The organism is Halobacillus sp. AWM4_238, assembly GCF_056158265.1.
In genome coordinates, this window is the sequence record NZ_JBSWSY010000002.1 from 3,389,278 (window position 1) to 3,407,268 (window position 17,991).

16 protein-coding genes are annotated in these 17,991 nt (G+C 44.8%); 6 read left to right on the forward strand and 10 right to left on the reverse strand.

Annotated elements, in window-relative coordinates:
* Positions 1–164: 164 nt before the first annotated feature.
* From ACXACN_RS16900 to ACXACN_RS16915, 4 genes are all read left to right on the forward strand, one after another.
* Positions 165–1,679, forward strand: coding sequence for a glycine betaine uptake BCCT transporter (locus tag ACXACN_RS16900; RefSeq protein ID WP_474965992.1), 1,515 nt, complete (start codon positions 165–167; stop codon positions 1,677–1,679).
* Positions 1,680–1,907: 228 nt separating this feature from the next.
* Positions 1,908–2,723, forward strand: coding sequence for a DUF368 domain-containing protein (locus ACXACN_RS16905; RefSeq protein WP_474965994.1), 816 nt, complete (start codon positions 1,908–1,910; stop codon positions 2,721–2,723).
* A gap of 33 nt (positions 2,724–2,756) precedes the next feature.
* Positions 2,757–3,113: a thioredoxin family protein gene (locus ACXACN_RS16910; RefSeq protein WP_474966899.1), complete on the forward strand. Its 357-nt coding sequence runs from the start codon at positions 2,757–2,759 to the stop codon at positions 3,111–3,113.
* A 55-nt stretch (positions 3,114–3,168) separates the two neighbouring features.
* Positions 3,169–4,251 carry an FAD-dependent oxidoreductase gene (locus ACXACN_RS16915; protein ID WP_474965995.1) on the forward strand — a complete coding sequence of 361 codons (1,083 nt, stop codon included), beginning with the start codon at positions 3,169–3,171 and terminating at the stop codon, positions 4,249–4,251.
* 553 nt (positions 4,252–4,804) lie between these two features.
* Here ACXACN_RS16915 and ACXACN_RS16920 read toward each other — a convergent pair.
* From ACXACN_RS16920 to ACXACN_RS16940, 5 genes are read right to left on the reverse strand one after another with little or no spacing between them, the layout of a single operon-like run.
* A complete protein-coding gene (locus ACXACN_RS16920) occupies positions 4,805–5,449 on the reverse strand; it encodes a TVP38/TMEM64 family protein (RefSeq protein WP_474965997.1) in 645 nt (214 codons plus the stop codon).
* On the reverse strand, positions 5,446–6,411 hold the full coding sequence (locus ACXACN_RS16925; protein ID WP_474965999.1) for an ABC transporter ATP-binding protein: 966 nt from the start codon (positions 6,409–6,411) through the stop codon (positions 5,446–5,448). The genes ACXACN_RS16920 and ACXACN_RS16925 overlap by 4 nt, the downstream gene beginning before the upstream one ends.
* Entirely contained in the window at positions 6,408–7,208 is an 801-nt protein-coding gene (locus ACXACN_RS16930) for an ABC transporter permease (RefSeq protein WP_474966000.1), read from the reverse strand. Before ACXACN_RS16930 ends, ACXACN_RS16925 begins: the two co-directional genes overlap by 4 nt.
* Positions 7,205–8,056 carry an ABC transporter permease subunit gene (locus tag ACXACN_RS16935; protein WP_474966002.1) on the reverse strand — a complete coding sequence of 284 codons (852 nt, stop codon included), beginning with the start codon at positions 8,054–8,056 and terminating at the stop codon, positions 7,205–7,207. Before ACXACN_RS16935 ends, ACXACN_RS16930 begins: the two co-directional genes overlap by 4 nt.
* Complete coding sequence (locus ACXACN_RS16940) at positions 8,037–9,263, reverse strand: ABC transporter substrate-binding protein (RefSeq protein ID WP_474966003.1); 1,227 nt, start codon at positions 9,261–9,263, stop codon at positions 8,037–8,039. Before ACXACN_RS16940 ends, ACXACN_RS16935 begins: the two co-directional genes overlap by 20 nt.
* Before the next feature lie 156 nt (positions 9,264–9,419).
* Here ACXACN_RS16940 and ACXACN_RS16945 point away from each other — a divergent pair, with 156 nt between their 5' ends.
* Together ACXACN_RS16945 and ACXACN_RS16950 are read left to right on the forward strand one after the other, a co-directional pair.
* Positions 9,420–10,022 carry a class I SAM-dependent methyltransferase gene (locus ACXACN_RS16945; RefSeq protein ID WP_474966005.1) on the forward strand — a complete coding sequence of 201 codons (603 nt, stop codon included), beginning with the start codon at positions 9,420–9,422 and terminating at the stop codon, positions 10,020–10,022.
* A gap of 19 nt (positions 10,023–10,041) precedes the next feature.
* Positions 10,042–10,293, forward strand: a complete 252-nt coding sequence (locus tag ACXACN_RS16950) for a DUF2164 domain-containing protein (RefSeq protein WP_474966006.1) — start codon at positions 10,042–10,044, stop codon at positions 10,291–10,293.
* Positions 10,294–10,308: 15 nt separating this feature from the next.
* On the opposite strand, the gene ACXACN_RS16955 is transcribed toward ACXACN_RS16950, so the two are convergent.
* The 5 genes from ACXACN_RS16955 to ACXACN_RS16975 form a co-directional block, all read right to left on the reverse strand.
* Complete coding sequence (locus ACXACN_RS16955) at positions 10,309–12,045, reverse strand: methyl-accepting chemotaxis protein (RefSeq protein ID WP_474966008.1); 1,737 nt, start codon at positions 12,043–12,045, stop codon at positions 10,309–10,311.
* Between the two features lie 12 nt (positions 12,046–12,057).
* Positions 12,058–13,011 carry a BMP family lipoprotein gene (locus tag ACXACN_RS16960; RefSeq protein WP_474966010.1) on the reverse strand — a complete coding sequence of 318 codons (954 nt, stop codon included), beginning with the start codon at positions 13,009–13,011 and terminating at the stop codon, positions 12,058–12,060.
* A 1,249-nt stretch (positions 13,012–14,260) separates the two neighbouring features.
* Positions 14,261–15,274: an LLM class flavin-dependent oxidoreductase gene (locus ACXACN_RS16965; RefSeq protein ID WP_474966012.1), complete on the reverse strand. Its 1,014-nt coding sequence runs from the start codon at positions 15,272–15,274 to the stop codon at positions 14,261–14,263.
* A 240-nt stretch (positions 15,275–15,514) separates the two neighbouring features.
* The gene (locus ACXACN_RS16970) at positions 15,515–16,768 is read right to left on the reverse strand and encodes an efflux RND transporter periplasmic adaptor subunit (RefSeq protein WP_474966014.1); all 1,254 of its coding nucleotides are present in this window, start codon (positions 16,766–16,768) and stop codon (positions 15,515–15,517) included.
* A 23-nt stretch (positions 16,769–16,791) separates the two neighbouring features.
* A complete protein-coding gene (locus tag ACXACN_RS16975) occupies positions 16,792–17,463 on the reverse strand; it encodes a hypothetical protein (protein ID WP_474966016.1) in 672 nt (223 codons plus the stop codon).
* Between the last annotated feature and the right edge of the window lie 528 nt (positions 17,464–17,991).

Sequence of the window (17,991 nt, forward strand, 5' to 3'; positions counted from 1 at the left end):
GGAAGGCATCCGTCTTTTGGGCTATATTTATGTAGAAAAAACTCGACAAATTGTTTAGTTTTTCTTCGTTTGGGTATTCGTTTAACTATACATCAAAAGCTTCCCCCTCGAATGTACATCCTCTCGTAACGAAAATACGCACAAGTTTCGGAAAGGAGTTAACAATGAAAAAAGTCACATCCGTTTTTTGGGTTACATTAGCCATTGCACTATTTTCAGTCGTTTGGGGTGCAGTTGCCCCGAAAAATCTTGAAAGCATCACTGGAAATATTCAGTCTTACATCTCTGTCCACTTTGGATGGTATTACTTACTGATTGTTACTGGTTTTGTGATTTTCTGTCTTTATATGATTTTCAGCCCTTATGGAAAAATGAAACTCGGAAAGCCTGAGGACAAACCAGATTACAATTACGCTACATGGTTCGCCATGCTATTCAGTGCTGGGATGGGGATCGGTCTTGTATTCTGGGGAGCGGCAGAACCGATATACTTTTATGCCAATAATGCTCCGACAGCAGAGACTGGAACAGCAGCCGCTTTGAACGAATCCATGCGTTTCGTGTACTTTCACTGGGGAGTTCATGCATGGGGAATCTACGCTATTGTAGCTCTGGTGCTCGCCTACTTCAAATTCCGACGAGGGGCACCAGCCTTAATCAGTTCGACACTCAAGCCCCTGTTCGGAGATAAAATGGATGGACCATGGGGTAAAGTGGTCGATGTTATCGCTGTCTTTGCAACCATTGTCGGTGTAGCCACGACCCTTGGGTTTGGTGCAGCTCAAATCAATGGTGGTTTGACATTCTTGACCCCGCTCGAAGATTCATTTGGGGTTCAGCTGTTAATTATCGGGGTCGTTACCGTCTTATTCATGATTTCCGCCTATACCGGGTTAAGTAAAGGGATTCGTTATTTGAGTAATACGAATATGGTTTTGGCAATCGCTTTACTAGCAATCATGTTGATTGTTGGTCCGACTCTCTTCATTATGAATATGTTTACTGACACGATCGGCGCATACTTGCAAAACTTGCCGTCCATGAGTTTCCGTTTGGCACCGAACAGTGAAGAAAATCGTACATGGATCAACAGTTGGACTGTTTTCTACTGGGCATGGTGGATTGCATGGTCTCCATTTGTCGGAATTTTCATCGCACGTGTATCTAAGGGCCGAACAGTTCGAGAATTTTTATCAGGTGTCCTGCTCGTTCCGTCTGCGATAGGATTTCTTTGGTTCTCAACTTTTGGATCTTCCGCGATTAAAGTCCAACAAGACCAAGGAGGACTTTCCGATCTCCCTACAGAGCAGGTCATGTTCGGAACGTTTGATAATTATCCAATTGGGCTAATTTTGTCGATCATCGCCATGGTATTAATTGGGACATTTTTTATTACATCCGCGGACTCTGCGACCTTTGTCTTGGGGATGCAGACGACAAACGGATCACTTACCCCACCAACAATGGTTAAATTCGTATGGGGGATTATCCAATCATCAATGGCCGCTGTGCTCTTGTATTCAGGTGGACTGCAGGCGCTGCAGAATGCGCTCATATCAGCTGCTTTTCCATTCTCATTCATCATGATATTAATGGTCGTATCCTTGTATAAAGCGATCCGTGCTGACAAAATCGCGCTCGATCGAGGGAAGGACAAAGAAGAAAAAACATCAGCCTGATTTTTCGAAGGAACTTCCGGGGACGAATGCGGAAGTTCCTTTTCAGTAAGGCTTGCTTTAGGTTTTTTGGATGGAGAGTCAGTGGGTCTTTTTACAGTGGGCCTAAATCATTACAACACCAGCTTCATTTCAATCTCACCCTATTTTTTATGAAAATGTATCTTAAAACCCAAAAAAAATCTGATAGAATAAAAAGGAAAAGGGTTAGATATAAAAGGAGACAAAGATATGTGGGAATGGAGAAATATTTACCGTGGCATGCTAATGGGAGCGAGTGACGTCGTTCCAGGTGTGAGCGGAGGGACAATAGCTGTTGTCCTCGGCATATATGACCGTCTGATTGAAGCTATTAACGGATTCTTCAGTAAAGAATGGAAAACACATTTAAAATTCTTATTGCCACTCGGAATTGGAGTGGTTATCGCCATCGGATTGATGGCTAACTTGATTGAGTGGTTATTTGAACACTATCCAGGTCCGACTCAGTTTTTTTTCCTTGGGCTGATCATTGGAGTGTTGCCGTACTTAACACATAAAGCAGACGTGAAGCATAACTTTAAAACGAAACACTTTTTGTTACTGTTGATCGGAGCTGTCTTAGTCGCCTCGATGGCATTTTTCCAGACAGCAGAGTCGGATCCGATGCAAAACTTAACGTTTGCTGGATACGTGCTGCTATTCTTCTCTGGATGGATTGCCAGTAGTGCTATGATATTACCGGGAATTAGTGGTTCATTCATCTTATTGATCATCGGGGTGTACACGACTGTAACTTCAGGCATTTCTGACTTCCGGATCGATATTATCGCTGTTGTGGGAGCAGGAATTGTTTGTGGAATTGTTGTGATGAGTAAGATTGTGAAGTTCTTTCTTGAGAACTATACGTCTGGAACCTTTGCGGTTATCATCGGTCTAGTCATCGGTTCTGTATTTGTCATTTTTCCTGGAGTCCCTGCAACAGGAGCGATGATGATCGTCAGCATCGTTGCATTCCTTGGTGGTCTTCTTGCTGCGTGGCTTTTAGGAAGAGTAGAATACAAGTAAGCCTGATAAAAGACAAATCCATACATTTTGGTTATGATAGGAAGTAGCTATTTACAAAGGAGATTGAGTTTGATGGAAGCTATTCATACAACAGATAAGTTTAACGAAACCATTGCAAGTGACCGTCCTGTCATTGTGAAATTCGAAGCGGATTGGTGCCCGGACTGCCGACGCATGGATATGTTTATCGGAGACATTCTCGAGGAGTATAACGGATACGATTGGTATAACGTCAATCGCGATGAACTTCCAGAGATCGCACAAAAGTATGAGGTCATGGGGATTCCTAGTATCCTGATTTTTAAAGATGGCAACAAAAAAGCCCACCTTCATAGTGCGAATGCTAAAACTCCTGAAGAAGTAGAGGAGTTTCTACAAGCAAGTCTTTAAAAAACGCGTCCACATGGTTCTGCCATGTGGGCGTTTTCTGTAAGGAGGTGCTCTCTTGTCAAAAAGGTTATTGCTGGTTGGAGCTGGTCACGCCCACCTTGAAATCTTAAGACAATTGCAGAACGACAGTTGGAGACAGGTCGATGTCTGTATGATTACCCCTTCGACCTTTCAGTATTATTCTGGAATGTTTTCAGGGTACACAGAAGGAATTTATTCTGAAAAGGATATTCGGGTCGATATTCGTCAGTTAGCACATTCAGCCAACGTCCATTGGATTCCTAAGAAAGCCGCCTTTATAAAACCGATACAAAAAAAGGTCGTGTGCGAAGATGGGTCTGTTTATCCTTTTGATGTCGTCAGTTTTGATATTGGATCGAAAAGTTTGCCGCTATCGTTTGAGGATACTGCTGCCCGGACGATTAAGCCGAATTACAAATTTACAGATCAAATGAACACATTGAGAGAGTCTACAAAGCCCCTGATCGTAGGGGGTGGTGCGGCCGGAACAGAACTTGCAATGTCGATCCAGGCCTATAAAGATAAACACAAAATCCCCGGGCAAGTTCGTTTGATCACCTCTGATCGAATCCTTGCTGATGGACCAAAGTGGGTATCAGAAAGACTGAGAAGGTTGCTTGAGAAGAAAGGTGTGCGTATCTGGCAGAACGAACGTGTGGAAGAAGTGTTTGAAGAGTTTGTTAAAACGGATAAAGGCAATCGAGTCCGCCATACGGGTGTGCTGTGGCTCGGGGGAGCCCTCGGAGATCCCATTTTTGATAAGTCTTCGCTAGCTATAGACGAACGATATTTCGCTCTTGTACGATCAACACTGCAGTTCCGTGACTATGATTTCATTTTCGGTGCGGGTGATTGTGTCACGATGATGGACTATCCGAACCTTCCGAAAAGTGGTGTTTATGCAGTGAGGCAAGGTCCCGTCCTTTGGCAGAACTTAAAGAACTACCTTTCTAACTTACCTCTGGACTCTTTCGTTCCGCAGAAAAATGCACTATACATTTTATCTACAGGCGGGAAAAAAGGCTTCCTTGTGTACGGTCCTCTCAGTTCGCATAATAAGAAAGCATGGGAGTTAAAAAACAAAATTGATCGTGATTTCATGGCCAAATATAAGTAAAAAGAGTCTTTGAAATGTCCCCTCCGGACACTTTCAAAGACTCTTTCTTTTACACTAAAGCTTCCGTTTGGGAGGAATTAGTTTCGAGACTTTTGTTGAGTAAATGGGGCTGCGGGGAATGGCTCGCTTTCCGCGGGAGCGCGGTGAGCCTCCTCGGACTGCGTCCTGCGGGGTCTCACCATGCACTTTTTTCCCGCAGGAGTCTCCCCATTCCCCTCCGCCCCTTGAACATAAGAGTATCTCGAAACTACTTCCAGAATTAGGCGTTTACTATACGTATTGGGGGAGCTATAATACAAACCCTCCATCGTATGGGTAGAACTTATAACCTTTGTTACAGATAATTGATTGATGGTGGAAGGTGCTCCTGCTTGGTGTAGGGGTTCTTTTTTCACATGATCAAATGTGGTGGTTGGGAAGCTGCGAGACTCCCGTGGGCGATGGAGCTAGACGAGTTGCTTCCCAGCCACCCCTGACGCTCAACTCAGTAACGAACCCCGAAAACACCTCGAAATCCAGTCTTCCACAATCTTTCCATTTAGTTGAATTGAGTTTAGAGCTTCAGCCATGTTCTTACTTTGTTGCGGAAGAGGTAGGTGGTGACGAGTAGGAGGATGAAGACACTGAAAGCGATGAGAATCAGTGTACGATCCCCGCTCGCGAGACTCGTTCCGACGAGGCTGTAAGCGAACGTTCCAGGAAGCATGCCGATCACCGTAGCCAGGACGAAAGAGAGAAACTTCACTCTTGTCATTCCAGCCAGATAGCTCAATATATCAAATCCGACCAGAGGAATAAGGCGTAGGATGAACACGTAGAGGAACCCTTGTCCCTGCATTCGCTCATAAATATTCCCTGCCCATTTGGACTGATGAAATTTGAGTACAGAGTCTCCGAAAAATCTCCCCATGATATACCCAGTCACACCGGCGCCTGTAGCCCCGATCACGATATACAACATGCCTGGCCAGATTCCATAGGCAAAAGCTGCGGCAAGCGAAAGAACGGAAGTAGGAAACACGACGATGGGGCCGATGGCATACAGTCCCATGAAAATGATTGGTCCGATAGCTCCAAATGAAAGGATATAGGAGCGGATGTTATCCGCGCTTACGTCAAAGCGGGAGCGGACAAACCATGCAACACCAATAAATAGGGCAAGGAACAGAACTGTCCGTACGATGTTTTTTTTGTTCATAGGATCTCACCACTGAAAGTTTGAATCGAATCATCCGCAATCGTTACTTGGACTTCCCCTTTCAGAGAAGAATCCCCGATGGGAAGAGATATTTTTTTCTCCAGTTCGTTCACATATAAATGGGCAACCGGCTGGCCGTGCTGGTAAGTGATATGCTCGACAGTTGCGTGGAAGCTCACTCCGCTTTCGGGTGCTTCTCTAGTGCCTATTCGAACAGCATGTAATGGTGCAAACTCTTGTTCATTCAAAATGAGATGGCCGCCTAAAAAGGAAGCGACCCTCAAGTTTGCTGGTGATTTGTGTAATGTTTCAGCTGTGCCGATTTGTTGGAATTTTCCTTCTTGGAAGACGGCAATTTGATCTCCCATTATCATTGCCTCTTCCATATCGTGTGTGACAAACACCGCTGTTGTTTCTCTTGAGTCGAGAAAGTCACGGACCCAGTATCTTAGCTCTTGTCTTAAAGAGGGATCCAAACTGCTGAAAGGTTCATCAAACAGAATCACTTCAGGTTCTGTCGCCATCGCACGGGCGAGGGCCGTACGCTGTTGCTGTCCGCCCGATATTTCGGAAGGATAATGGCTGCGGAAACGGGCCATCCCGATAGCTTCAAGTAAAGACTCTACTTTGTCTTCTTTGTACTTCTTTGAGACTTTTGCTCCGTAAGCGATATTCTCTTTAACGGTCATGTGCGGGAAAAGCAATGGCTGTTGAAACACAAGGCTGATATCACGGCGGTTCGCTTTTTGTTTAGTAATATCTTTTCCATTCATCATGATCACGCCATCGCTTGGCTTCTCCAGTCCTGCAAGAATACGGAGCAATGTCGTTTTTCCACTTCCTGAAGGTCCGACGATGCTCATGATTTCGCCTTTCTTCAGATGGAAGCTCAAATTATTCAAGACCGTATCCTGTTGGAAAGTTTTGGTTATCTTTTTCATTTCTAATTTTGTCTGTGTCATCGATGATTCCTCCATGGCAGTTGAGAGTATGGGAGAAACATCATCAGAGCCTCAATGATGATGTACATGAAAACCGGGATCAGTGCGAACCAAATCGAAAATGCCGCCATGATTGATGTGTTGGCATTTTCTAGAAAAGGAAAAAAGACTAATGGCAATGTTAGTACACGGCCGCCGCCAATAATAGCGGTGATGGCATATTGGCTCAAGCTGATCACAATCGTTAAGAAGGTTAGGCTACGGATTGCGGGCCTCAATAAAGGGAGTTCTACCGTAAAGACCTGCGTCCAAAATCCCGCTCCGAGAATGTGAGGCTGCTCCATCATTTTTTTTCCGATTTGTTGATAACTGTTATGAAAGATCTTGATACTGTATGGAACGGTCGGCACCAAGTGTATGAGGATGACGCCCCAAATGGTGTCTGCCAGACCGATTCGAATCATGAATAAATGCAACCCCATTGCAATAGCCAAGGACGGAATAAGAATGGGGGATAACACGAGAGCTTCCAGCCAGGCTTTGCCACGGGAAGCATAGGAGGCTAGAGCTTTGCCTGTAAACAATCCGATGGTGATATTGATCAACAGCACTGCAAATCCAATCCCGATAGAAATGAATGTTGCCTCCCACAATTGTGGGTTTTGAAAGAGGGTGGAGTACCCTTGTCCCCCGAATGCTATGCCTTGTCCTGTATGGAAGCGCCAGGGAGCGCTGATGCTTTGCAAAAGCAAAGCGGTGAGCGGGGTAACGACAAAGAGGGTGGAGAGAATAAGAAACATGGCTTTTTTTCGAATCATTGTCGATCCCCCCTCATCGCTCTCCATCTAGGCCGGCTTAAGCCATAATAGCTCATTAAGGTCAGGAACAATAGGAATAAGCTAGTCATGACCATAGCGGCAAAGGCTAATGGTCGGTCGTCCCATGAGCTTCCATAAAACCATTCATACCCGAGAACGGATATCATCTCCGGATAAGTAGTGCCTATTAGAGCTGGAACCTCGTAGGCGGCCAAAGTAAAGGAGAAAATGATTAAAAATGACTCCACTAAAACGGGGAGGAGGTGAGGCAGATCCACTGTAGTAAATCGGTGCCATGCGTTTCCTCCCAAACTGTCTACGAGAGCGTAATATTCCGGGCGTATGGCTGCATACACAGGAAAAAGAAGCAGAATAACAAGAGGAACTTCTTTCCATACATAGGTGATGACTATTCCTATGCCTTGCTGATCCCGCGTCCATACGGGAAATCCCGACGTATTCTCCAACCAACCGACCGCTGTTAAGGCCTGCGCGATCCACCCTGTTTCCGATAGCATGAGAATGACCATATATCCCCACACGAAATGAGGAAAAAGCATCGGAATCCAAACCATCAACCTAGGGGAGACGTTGTGCAGCAATGGGTAGAACAACTTGGTGAACCCAAGACCAAGGATGATGGAAATGAGGGTAGCTATTCCTGCAGTTCGGATACTGAACCAGACAGAAGAAAGAAACCGTTCTGAATTTAAAATCTCTTTGTAATGCGCTAAACCTTCTGTACCAAAGCTTTGGATGACAGCGTGGATGAACCCATAGAAAGGGATAACCAAAAAGAAGGCTGCAGGGAGAAAGAGCAGGAATGTTCTATTTTTGAACAACTTCATTAAACCACTGTTCCTTCATCCAATCGACATAATCGGCTTCTGATTCTGGAAGGAAGCTTTCTTCCAGTTCTTCTGTTGATAGAACGCTCTCCCCGCGTTCGACCGCTTCGAACTTTTCTTTCATGTCTTTCGGCAATTGATCGATGCTGATCGGTGTATTCTCTCCCCAGTCATCCGGCTTATATTTTTCCAGTTGGGCTTCTGGAGAAAGCATGAAGTTGATGGCCGTCAACGCACCGGGTTGATTCGGGCTGTTGAAAGGAATGGAAAGGAAATGTGTATTTCCAATGGATCCAGGTTCCATGACGAACGAACGTGTTGATTCAGGAAACACGCCTTCTTCGATCAGTGATTCGGCGCGAGATTCGTTGTATCCCATCGTCATCCATACTTCTCCCTGGCTGTACAACTGATCCAACTCTGTCAGGCTGTTCGGGTAATGATCTCCTGATCGCCATAAATGGGGCTCCATTTCATTAAGGTAAGACCAGGTGCGCTCGGCAGTTGCAGTGATGTCACTCTCCTCTAAAGGTTGCTCATAAATATCCGAAGGCATTTCTGCTTGGGCGTATAAGACGTGCCTTAAGAACGCATTCCCTGAGAATTCTTCTGCTCGCGGATAGGTGAACCGACCAGGGTTTTCAGCCACCCACGTTTGTAATTCTTCGAATGTGGAAGGAGGATTGGTTATTTTTTCTGAATCATAATGAAACACAAACTGGACTTTCCCCCACGGGGCTTCCATTCCTTCTACTTTTGTCCCAAAATCCGTTTGGAAAGCAGGGTCTTCTGCATTGTAGTATTCGTTGAAGTTAGGGAGGACTTCTGTAAAGGATCCCATGAGCAATTCGTTTTCTTTCGCATTTTTGAAGTTTTCTCCATTGATCCAAATCACATCAATCGAGCCTTCTTGTTTGTTTGCTTGTTTTTCAGTTTGTAGCTTTTGTAAAATCTCTGGTGTGTTGAGGGGGATGCGTTCCAGCGATACATCATATCGCTCATCGAGTTGTGGTGCGACATAGTCGTCAATGTAAGCGTTGATTCCTTCATCGCCCCCCCACATGTAAAGCCGGACTTCTGTACTTTCTGCTGCTGATTCAATTTCTTTCCACGAAGCTTCTGTCCAATCTTTATTATTTGTAGATGTTTCGCTGCAGGCTGTCATAACAAGGACCGCCAGCAGGAAAAGTGGTATAAACTTTTTCAACCGAATCTCCCCCTATACTTCACATTATACTAAAATTTCATAAACACCTCTGTCATTTATCATACAAACAAAGCGATGAGAAAAAAACCAAAACTACTTTTTAATGCGTGATGCTGAATAGATAGGGGTAAAAGGAAGGAAGAGGAGGAAAGAGAAATGATTTACAACCAATTTGCTAAACCAGAAGGAGTAGCAGGCAAGCTTGCAGGAATGTTTATGGAAAGTGAAAACAGGGAGTTGAATGACTGGACTATTTCTTTCCTGGACGTTGTAAAGGAAGATCGGGTTTTAGAGGTGGGGTTTGGTTCGGGGGCAGCTTTAAATAAAGTTGCTTCACTAGGCACGGAGGCTTTGTATGGCATTGACCCTTCAGAAACGATGGTTGAGACGGTATTAAGAAAGTTAAACAAGCAAAAGAGGACAAAGCAAATCGGTATTTTTCATGGTGAAGCCTATCAACTGCTTCATTTTCAAAAGCCTTTGGACAAAATCTATGCCGTTAACAACGTCACCTTTTGGCATCAACCCATAGAAATTCTCAATCATCTACGTACATTGCTCCGTGAAAATGGAAAAATTGCACTGACAGTTGTCCCGCATGAAGAAGAAGCGACGGATGAGACGACAGAAGTACTGGGGGGGCAATTGCAGAATCTTCTTGTGAAAGCTGGATTTAGCCATGTATGCATCCACTACAAACCGGAGAAGCCGAATGATGCTGTCAGTGTTACAGGTATGAAAAGGGGTATGGTACGATAAGGGAAAAGGGGGAAGGGATATGAAATTGAAAAAGGAAGAAAGAGAATATATGGTGGAGCAGGTCAAAGAATACTTTGAATTGGAGAGAGGCGAGGTGATCGGTGACCTCGCAGCTGAACAATGGGTACATAAATTAGCTGAAGAGATGGGACCTTTTTTTTATAACAAAGGAGTAGACGACGCAAGGCAAATGGTCGAACAAAAAATTATGAATGTCGATGAGGATCTCCGTTCCCTTGAACGTCCAGCAGGTAAGCCGAAACGCAGGTGAAAAAACACCGCTTCATTAAGCTGAAGCGGTGTGGATTTCTTCATCATCATCTTTGAAATCTTCTTCATGATTTTTTTCTATTTGTTCTTCTACTTGGTTCTTCCACTCAAAATGTTCCAGCTGCTCGTTCAAGTCGGCCACCATATTCTCCAGGTGATCGGTTTCTTTGATCATCTGTCGGAAGGCTGCTTGCTGCTCGACAGTAGACGCAGAAATTTCTTCTGTGCCTGCGGCTGTCTCTTCAACAATACTGCTCACATTCTCTATAGAAACATAAACATTCGCACTCTTATCTTTGGATTCGTCCAAGCCGCTGACGAGTGCTTCCAATTGTTTGTCGATGGCCCCTACTTGAGCGCTTATTCTCTCAAAAGCTGACTTAGACGTATCTACGGAATGGTTCTGCTTCTCAGAAATTTGGATGGTCTCCTGCATTTCCCGTTCGATGACTTGAACCCCATCTCTAATTTGTACCACCATTTCTGTGATATGTCCCGTAGCTGAGGTGGACTGATCAGCAAGTTTACGGACCTCTTCCGCCACCACTGCGAAACCTTTTCCATGTTCCCCCGCACGTGCTGCTTCAATGGCAGCATTCAAGGCAAGAAGATTCGTTTGTTCTGCAATGTCATTGACGAGTTTGACGGTTGATTCAATTTGATCCGTATATTGAATGAAATGATTGACAGATTTCTCTACGTTTCCAATGGACGCAGCACTTCGATCCATGAGTGCGCGTTGGTCTGTAATGCTCGCTTGTCCCTCATCCACATAAGTGAGGGCTTGTTGACTGGCCTTCCTGGATTCCTGCCCCTGTTCCCGGTTCATTTCAAACCCTTGATGAAGGTCATCCATGAGATTGGCCACATCCTGGACGTCTTCCGATATGGATTGGCTCCCTTGCGCAAGTTCATCCGTTGAATTTGCTACTTGGCTCGAGATTTCAGAAAGACCACCCATCTCATTGTGAAGACGTGAGCTGAAATCTTGTACATTTTGTCCGATATGATGAACGGATTGGACAGTTCCTTCCAAGTTATCAATCATCGTACGGAACGATCGCTTCAATTGACCGATTTCGTCTTTCTCTTTATCACTCACTTCAATGGAAGTTTTTAAATTTCCATTCGCCACTTCAGATGCTTGCTCCGCAAGATAACGAATGGGACGCGCAATGTGTTTCGTCAATCTTGTCGTTGATAGAATCGTAGAAACAACCAGTACGGCTGCTGCGATGATGGTGAACAGGATCAAATTTTGAATCGTCTGTTTTTGGTCCGTCATTTGAGCGTCGTACCAGGATTGGGCTTCTTTTTGAAGCATAAAGATATCGTTTATGATTCCTCCTGTGCGTGCAGCCTGGCGTTGCACTTCATTGGTATCGTTGCTAGCCAGCGCTCCTGAAGCAATCTCTGTCCAATTTTCAAATTTCGATTGTGCCTGATTGTACCATTGTTCCTGATTTTCAGTTACAATCAACGGCTCGATATCCCCGAAGATAGCGGCGGTTTGTTCGATCAGTCCTTCTGCTTCGCTACGGGAAGCTTCTGACGGGTTGTATCCGTAAGTCGTTAAAGCCTGTTCCACACTGACGAGTTGACCATGCAGTTCTTTGCCTTCAAGTAAAATTTGAACATCTTGATTGGAAGAGCGTTGCAAATCCATCATTTGAAAAACGATGAAACTGATGAGGGCCAGGCATAAAAGTAGTGGAATGAGCGTCATTGTATAGAGTCTTTTTCCGATGGTCATTATGTTTCCCCCTTACTTTCCTGTCGCTTCATTTAATCGTTTTTGTTCATCCGGCGACAACTCGATTAAGCGAATCGGAGCAAGACCTACGCCATTTTCCTGAATGCCAAGTGTTTGTGTGCCCCCATCGAGCTCTTGACCATCACTTAAGAGTTTCATTACATCATAAAGAGCGACATTGACATTTTTAAGCATGGAAGAGACGACAGCATCCTCGGCTACGAAAAATTGATCGCTATCCACACCAAAGGCGTAAATGCCTTGTTTTTGAGCTTCTTTTAAAACTCCGATCCCTGTAAAACCTGCGGCTGGAAAGACGAAGTCAGCGCCTTCTTTCACCATGTCGTTCGTGATGGAAGCTCCTTGTTCATCATCATCAAACGTTCCTGCATATTGTTTAAGGATTTTCGCATCTGGATTCGCTTCTTTCACCCCTGCGTGGAATCCTTCTTCAAAGCGTTCCACGACCGGGATTTTTTCACCCCCAATAAAACCGACGGTGCCTGTTTTTGTTTTCATTCCAGCAATAAGGCCGATCAAAAAACTTCCTTCATCTTCCTTAAAGGTAATGGACGTTACATTCTCAAGTTCAGAAACAGCATCAATCATGACGAATGATTGGTCAGGGTTTTCTTTCGCTAATTCTTCAATAGCTGCTTGTGAATTGTATCCAAGTCCAATGATGACATCATGGTCTTGTTCCAACAGCTCACGAGCATTCTTTTCGTAATCCTGATCGAACGGTTCGCGATAATCGAAAGTAATGCCTAACTCATCACGGGCTTGTTCGAGTCCTTGAAAAGCAGAATCACTGAAAGAATCATCGCCGAGCCCGCTGTCTGTAACGATCAGACCAGCGCTAATCGTTTCTTCTGTATTCTCTTTCGTTTCATTGTTCGCACATCCGACCAATCCTGCGAGTAAGGAAAGGAGGACGAAGGGTATGTAGAGACGTTGCAAAATCACCACTCCTTGTTATGATGTCTGACATCTATAAATATCGGAAACAACCAGGACGATTTAAATAGGAAGGAAGACTTAATCTCTCCCTTCCACAATTGCTCCCTTTAGTGGAAGACTCAGTTTCGAGATGTTTGTTGAGTGGATGGGGCTGCGGAGAATAGCTCGCTTTCCGCGGGAGCGCGGTGAGCCTCCTCGGACTGCGTCCTGTGGGGTCTAACCAAGCACTTTTTTCCTCGTAGATATCCGGTTCCGGTGCCTAGCGGCTAGTGAGACTTCCCTCGCTTCTGTACGATAAGTCAACATCGAATCACTTCGTTCTTCGTGTTTCCTTTATCTCCGCCAGCTCAGTCCAGTCCATACGCCGCTGATCAAGGCGCCTGCACACTTAAGATAGGAGTCTCGCCATTCCCCTCCGCCCCTTTGCCATTTTAGTGTCTCGAAACCACTTCCAGAATTAGGCGTTTCCTATACGAATTGTGAGCAATAACAAAAAAACTCCATCGTATGGATAGAGCTTATAACCGCTTGTTATAGAGCGCTTTCTTACAGTAGGTAGTGATGGTGGAAGATGCTCCTTCCTGGTAGAGGGGTTCGTTTCTCCTTACTATCAAAGGGGTGGTTGGGAAGCTGCGAGACTCCCGTGGAAGAAAGGAGATCGGCGAGATCCTTTAGTGGGGCAGACCGCCCGATGAAGCTGGCCACTCCCCCACAGGAAAGTGTTCAAATGCGGAATCGCCCTGGTAGACACGACTGGCATAAGCAGTGCAAAGGAACGTGCCCTTTCATTCCTTTGCTGTTCTGCTTATGACGTGAGTGTCTGGGCTATGGAGCTAGATGAGTGGCTTCCCAACCACCCCATTCGTAATAAAAACGAACCCGTATACCTTGAGAGATTGTCTCGCATTCCCCTTCCTTAGCAGGCATAAAAGAGCTCTGTATCAAGCTTATGCATTCTGTATGACCGCTGTGGAGAGGTTATATGATCTACTTTTCTCAATCATAAAAGCTGATTTTCCCAGAAGTGATTTCGAGAGTCTCCCATGGTAAAGGGGCGGAGGGAAAAGGTGAGACTCCTGTGGGAAGTGCGTGGTAGATGAGACCCCGCAGAGCGTTAGCTCGAGGAGGCTCATCACTCGCCCACGGAAAGCGAACCTTTTCCCGGAGCCCCTTAACTCCCGCAAAAGTCTCGAAATCAAGTCTTCAACAATCCTGCCAAATAGTTGAATAATGGGAATGAAAAACCACGATGACGTTACGTCATCGTGGTTTTTGTGTGGCTTAATTGAAAAGCATCGGCGAGCAGCTCGTAGGATCGCAAACGATCTTCGAATGGAGTGACGATCGTGTTAACGATGACTTCATCTACGTTGTAGCTCTCCGCTAATTGTTCAATTTCTTCCTTTACCTTTTCAACAGACCCGACAATCATCCGGTTTCTGTTGTCCTGAATTCTTTCTTCTTCAAAGATGGTGTACGAATGGCTCAGCGCTTCGTCCGGAGTAGGGAAGTGTGTCCGTTTCCCACCTTGTTCAATTTGTAGAAGGGCAAGGTCCAGACTGGAAGCCAGGTATTCCGCATATTCATCGGTTTCAGCACAAACAACAAACACTGAAACATTACCGACCGGTTTGTTTTGCTGCATCGAGGAAACGAAATAATCTTGATAACGATCCATGGCTCGAATTCCACCGCGTCCATTAATGAAATGGGCGAAGGAGTAGGAGACACCTAAGTCTGCAGCTAAGCGAGCACTTGTCCCGCTTGAACCGAGCATCCACACGGGTGGTGCTGTTTCTCCTTTTGGTGTAGCATATACGTCCATCCCGTGCGGGTCCTGTCCATGTAAATAAGCCATCAACTCTTCCACTTGTGATGGATAATCTTCGATGCTAGGTACCTTCCCGCGGTTTAATGCTAAGTTGACGTTTGGCATTCCACCAGGAGCCCGGCCTACTCCAAGGTCGATGCGATCAGGATGGAGGGTTTCGAGAATTCGAAAAGATTCCGCTACTTTATAAGAGCTGTAGTGGGGAAGCAAAACGCCTCCTGTACCAATTCGAATATTTTTTGTGCGGGCAGCCAGGTGGGCAGCAAGGATTTCAGGTGCCGACCCTGCGAGACTGCTCGTACTATGATGTTCAGACACCCAGAAGCGATGAAATCCAAGTTTGTCTGTCCATTTTGCAAGCTCTGTCGTTTGTTTCAAGGCTTCTTTTGGGTCTGTCCCAGTTAAGATTGGGGATTGATCCAATACACTTAATTTCATTTTCATACCCCATTTATTTCTTTCGTTATGATTCTATCTAACTACTATGGTCCCATTTGCTACGTACAGATGCAAATGTTAAACCATTCTTTTCATTCTTTTCTCTAAATGAATCTAACTAAAAACTCTCAAAATCAAGTCTTCAACAATCCTGCTATATTCCATAATAAGGATTAAGGATATATGGTGGGTGAATATAGAAAAAACAGGCTGTCTGGGTGACAGCCTGTTTTTCTAAAGTTATCTGGCAAGGATGCCTAGTAAACCGTAAGTCAACATAGAACGACGTTCCATCTTGAACATTTGGCGCACTCTGAGGTCATCGGTGTGTAGTGGGGTGAAAAAGACTGCTTCATTCCTGAATTCATCTTTCGGCGCTACTGCGAGCCACTCCCCATCTTCGAGCCCTGATAATATTTCTACGAGTCCTTGTTCTTCAATACCTGTTTCGATCTCGCGTCGCTCTAATGTTCCTTCTCCAGTCATCACCCATGCATAAAGGTTCTCTTCCGTTTCTAACGCCTTTTCAACAGCGGTGACTACACCTAATGCTTCATCTGTAATGATTTTTAAATCCGCATGATAGCCAGCAAGCAATTCCTCTGAAGGGTTTTCCAGGGAAACGTTGAAAGGATAGCGGCTGGATCTGTGGACCTCGACTTCTTCTGGATAATCGTCCACAGATGTTAATGTCCCTGTCGTTTCATATTCTAGTTCGGGTACATGGATTTCGACGACCATCTCTTCTTCAACGTTCTTTCGTTCCTGTTCAGGAAGAGTTCCTTCTAATACTAGGTTCGTAGACTCTAATGTTAGAAGGGGGGCTTGAAGGTCTTCAGAAATCTTGGATACCGTACCTGAAAACGCGCTTGTCACGGTTATGCGATCCCCATCGCTTTGAAGCTGGTCCAGTTGGTCTTCCACCATCTTGAGCATGGCTTCTTGTTTCGCAAGTTCTGCTTCTTGTTCGGCCATCTTCTCTTCTTTCATGTACTCGGTTTCTATGTAGGAAGGGGGAAGAGCGTCACTCGTATCGGAATTAGTACCGAAAGGATTTGTTTTGTTGTTTGTGTCCGGTGGATCTGGCACCCGGTAGCTCTCCACTTCGTTTATCAAGTCATTGATGGCGTCAATCTCCGACTCTAACCTGTTGACTTCAGCTTGTAGACGGTCTTCTTCTTGATAATAGTTCAATACGTCGTACGTGTAGAGGTCATCCCCTTCGCTGACGGTGTCCCCTTCTTCAACAAGAAATTCATTAAACGATCCAACATCTTCATTGAAATAAACAGGCTCTGTTTCTTCTGACGTAAATACAGCTTTCGTATCCCTTTTTTTAAATAAATCATAGGTGATTGTCTTGGACCATTCATGGATATATGATTTCCGGTCCACATGTTCTCCTTCATCAAGGAAGATGAGGAAAGCATTGGTCGTAACGAAGGCGACAATCAAAATTCCCAGGATTCTGCCTTTAACATTGATTTTTTTCATAGATCTTTACACCTGCTGCTTTCTTATCTGAGTAGATAAAGGAGATACAAATCGAATTTAGAGAGGGCGGCCGTACCTGCCCACAACAACATGTTCCAAAAAACAACCCCGAGCCAGATCCAGCCAATTTTCGTATTGGAAAGCCAGGAAATGCACTTGACCTGGTACCAGATGATGAAAAGCTGGAAGATGGAAATGGCTCCGCATAGGTAAATGACCCAATCAATGGTAGTGAAATAAGAGGCGATCACACCGAAAGAAAAGGGGGAGACGTACCAATCAATACCTGCATAGACCATTAGTGGAATCCAGGTAATCCTTTCAATCAGCATGATCAGCAATACATTCATCTGCAGTATAAAGAGTTTTTTATAAGACACGTTGTTGAATAACCAGAAAAAGAAAGACGAAATGAAAAGCGTGAATAGAAATAAAAGAATGGCGAAACCGATGCGTCCGATTAAGAACCAAGCTTTCCTTATCTCATATTCAACTCTGTTCAAGTCTGACATATTGGCAGAAATCGCATCCGTACCGAGACCAAGCCACGCCGTCCAGCCATATGTAAGAATCGTTAAACCTAGTAAGAAGAATAATAGATTCCAAACGTTTTTGAGCCGTTCCGCTTCGTTTAATTTGAACAAATGATCTTCACGGCTTGTAAATAGCTTTATTAAATGAATCGAGTATGTCATGCGTTCCATCCTTTAATTTATAAAATAAAACTCTCTGTCTTATTCTAACGGAAATTGTCAGTTGTTGCTATAATTACCGTACAAACTATTTGGTAAAAGTTAGGTGAACAAACCCCATTAGGTTTCTTCATAAAAGCTCCCTTCTCTTGAAGACTCAGTTTCGAGATGTTTTTTGAGTGGATAGGGCTACGGGGAATAGCTCGCTTTCCGCGGGAGCGCGGTGAGCCTCCTCGGACTGCGTCCTGTGGGGTCTCACCCTGCACTTTTTTCCCGCAGGAGTCTCGCCATTCCCCTCCGCCACTTTCTCTTATAAGTATCTCGAAACCACTTCCAGAATAAGCAGTTTTCCTGCGTCATAGGATTTGGTCGATTTAACTTAATGAGAAGAGACAATTGTATTCTAAAGCTTGCTATATAGCGCTTTTCAGTTAAGAAGCAGTGATTTTGGAAGACCCTCCATGCGTGTGCGTGGGTTCGTTTCTCTAATACATGGAATGGGGTGGATGGGAAGCTGCGAGACTCCCGCGG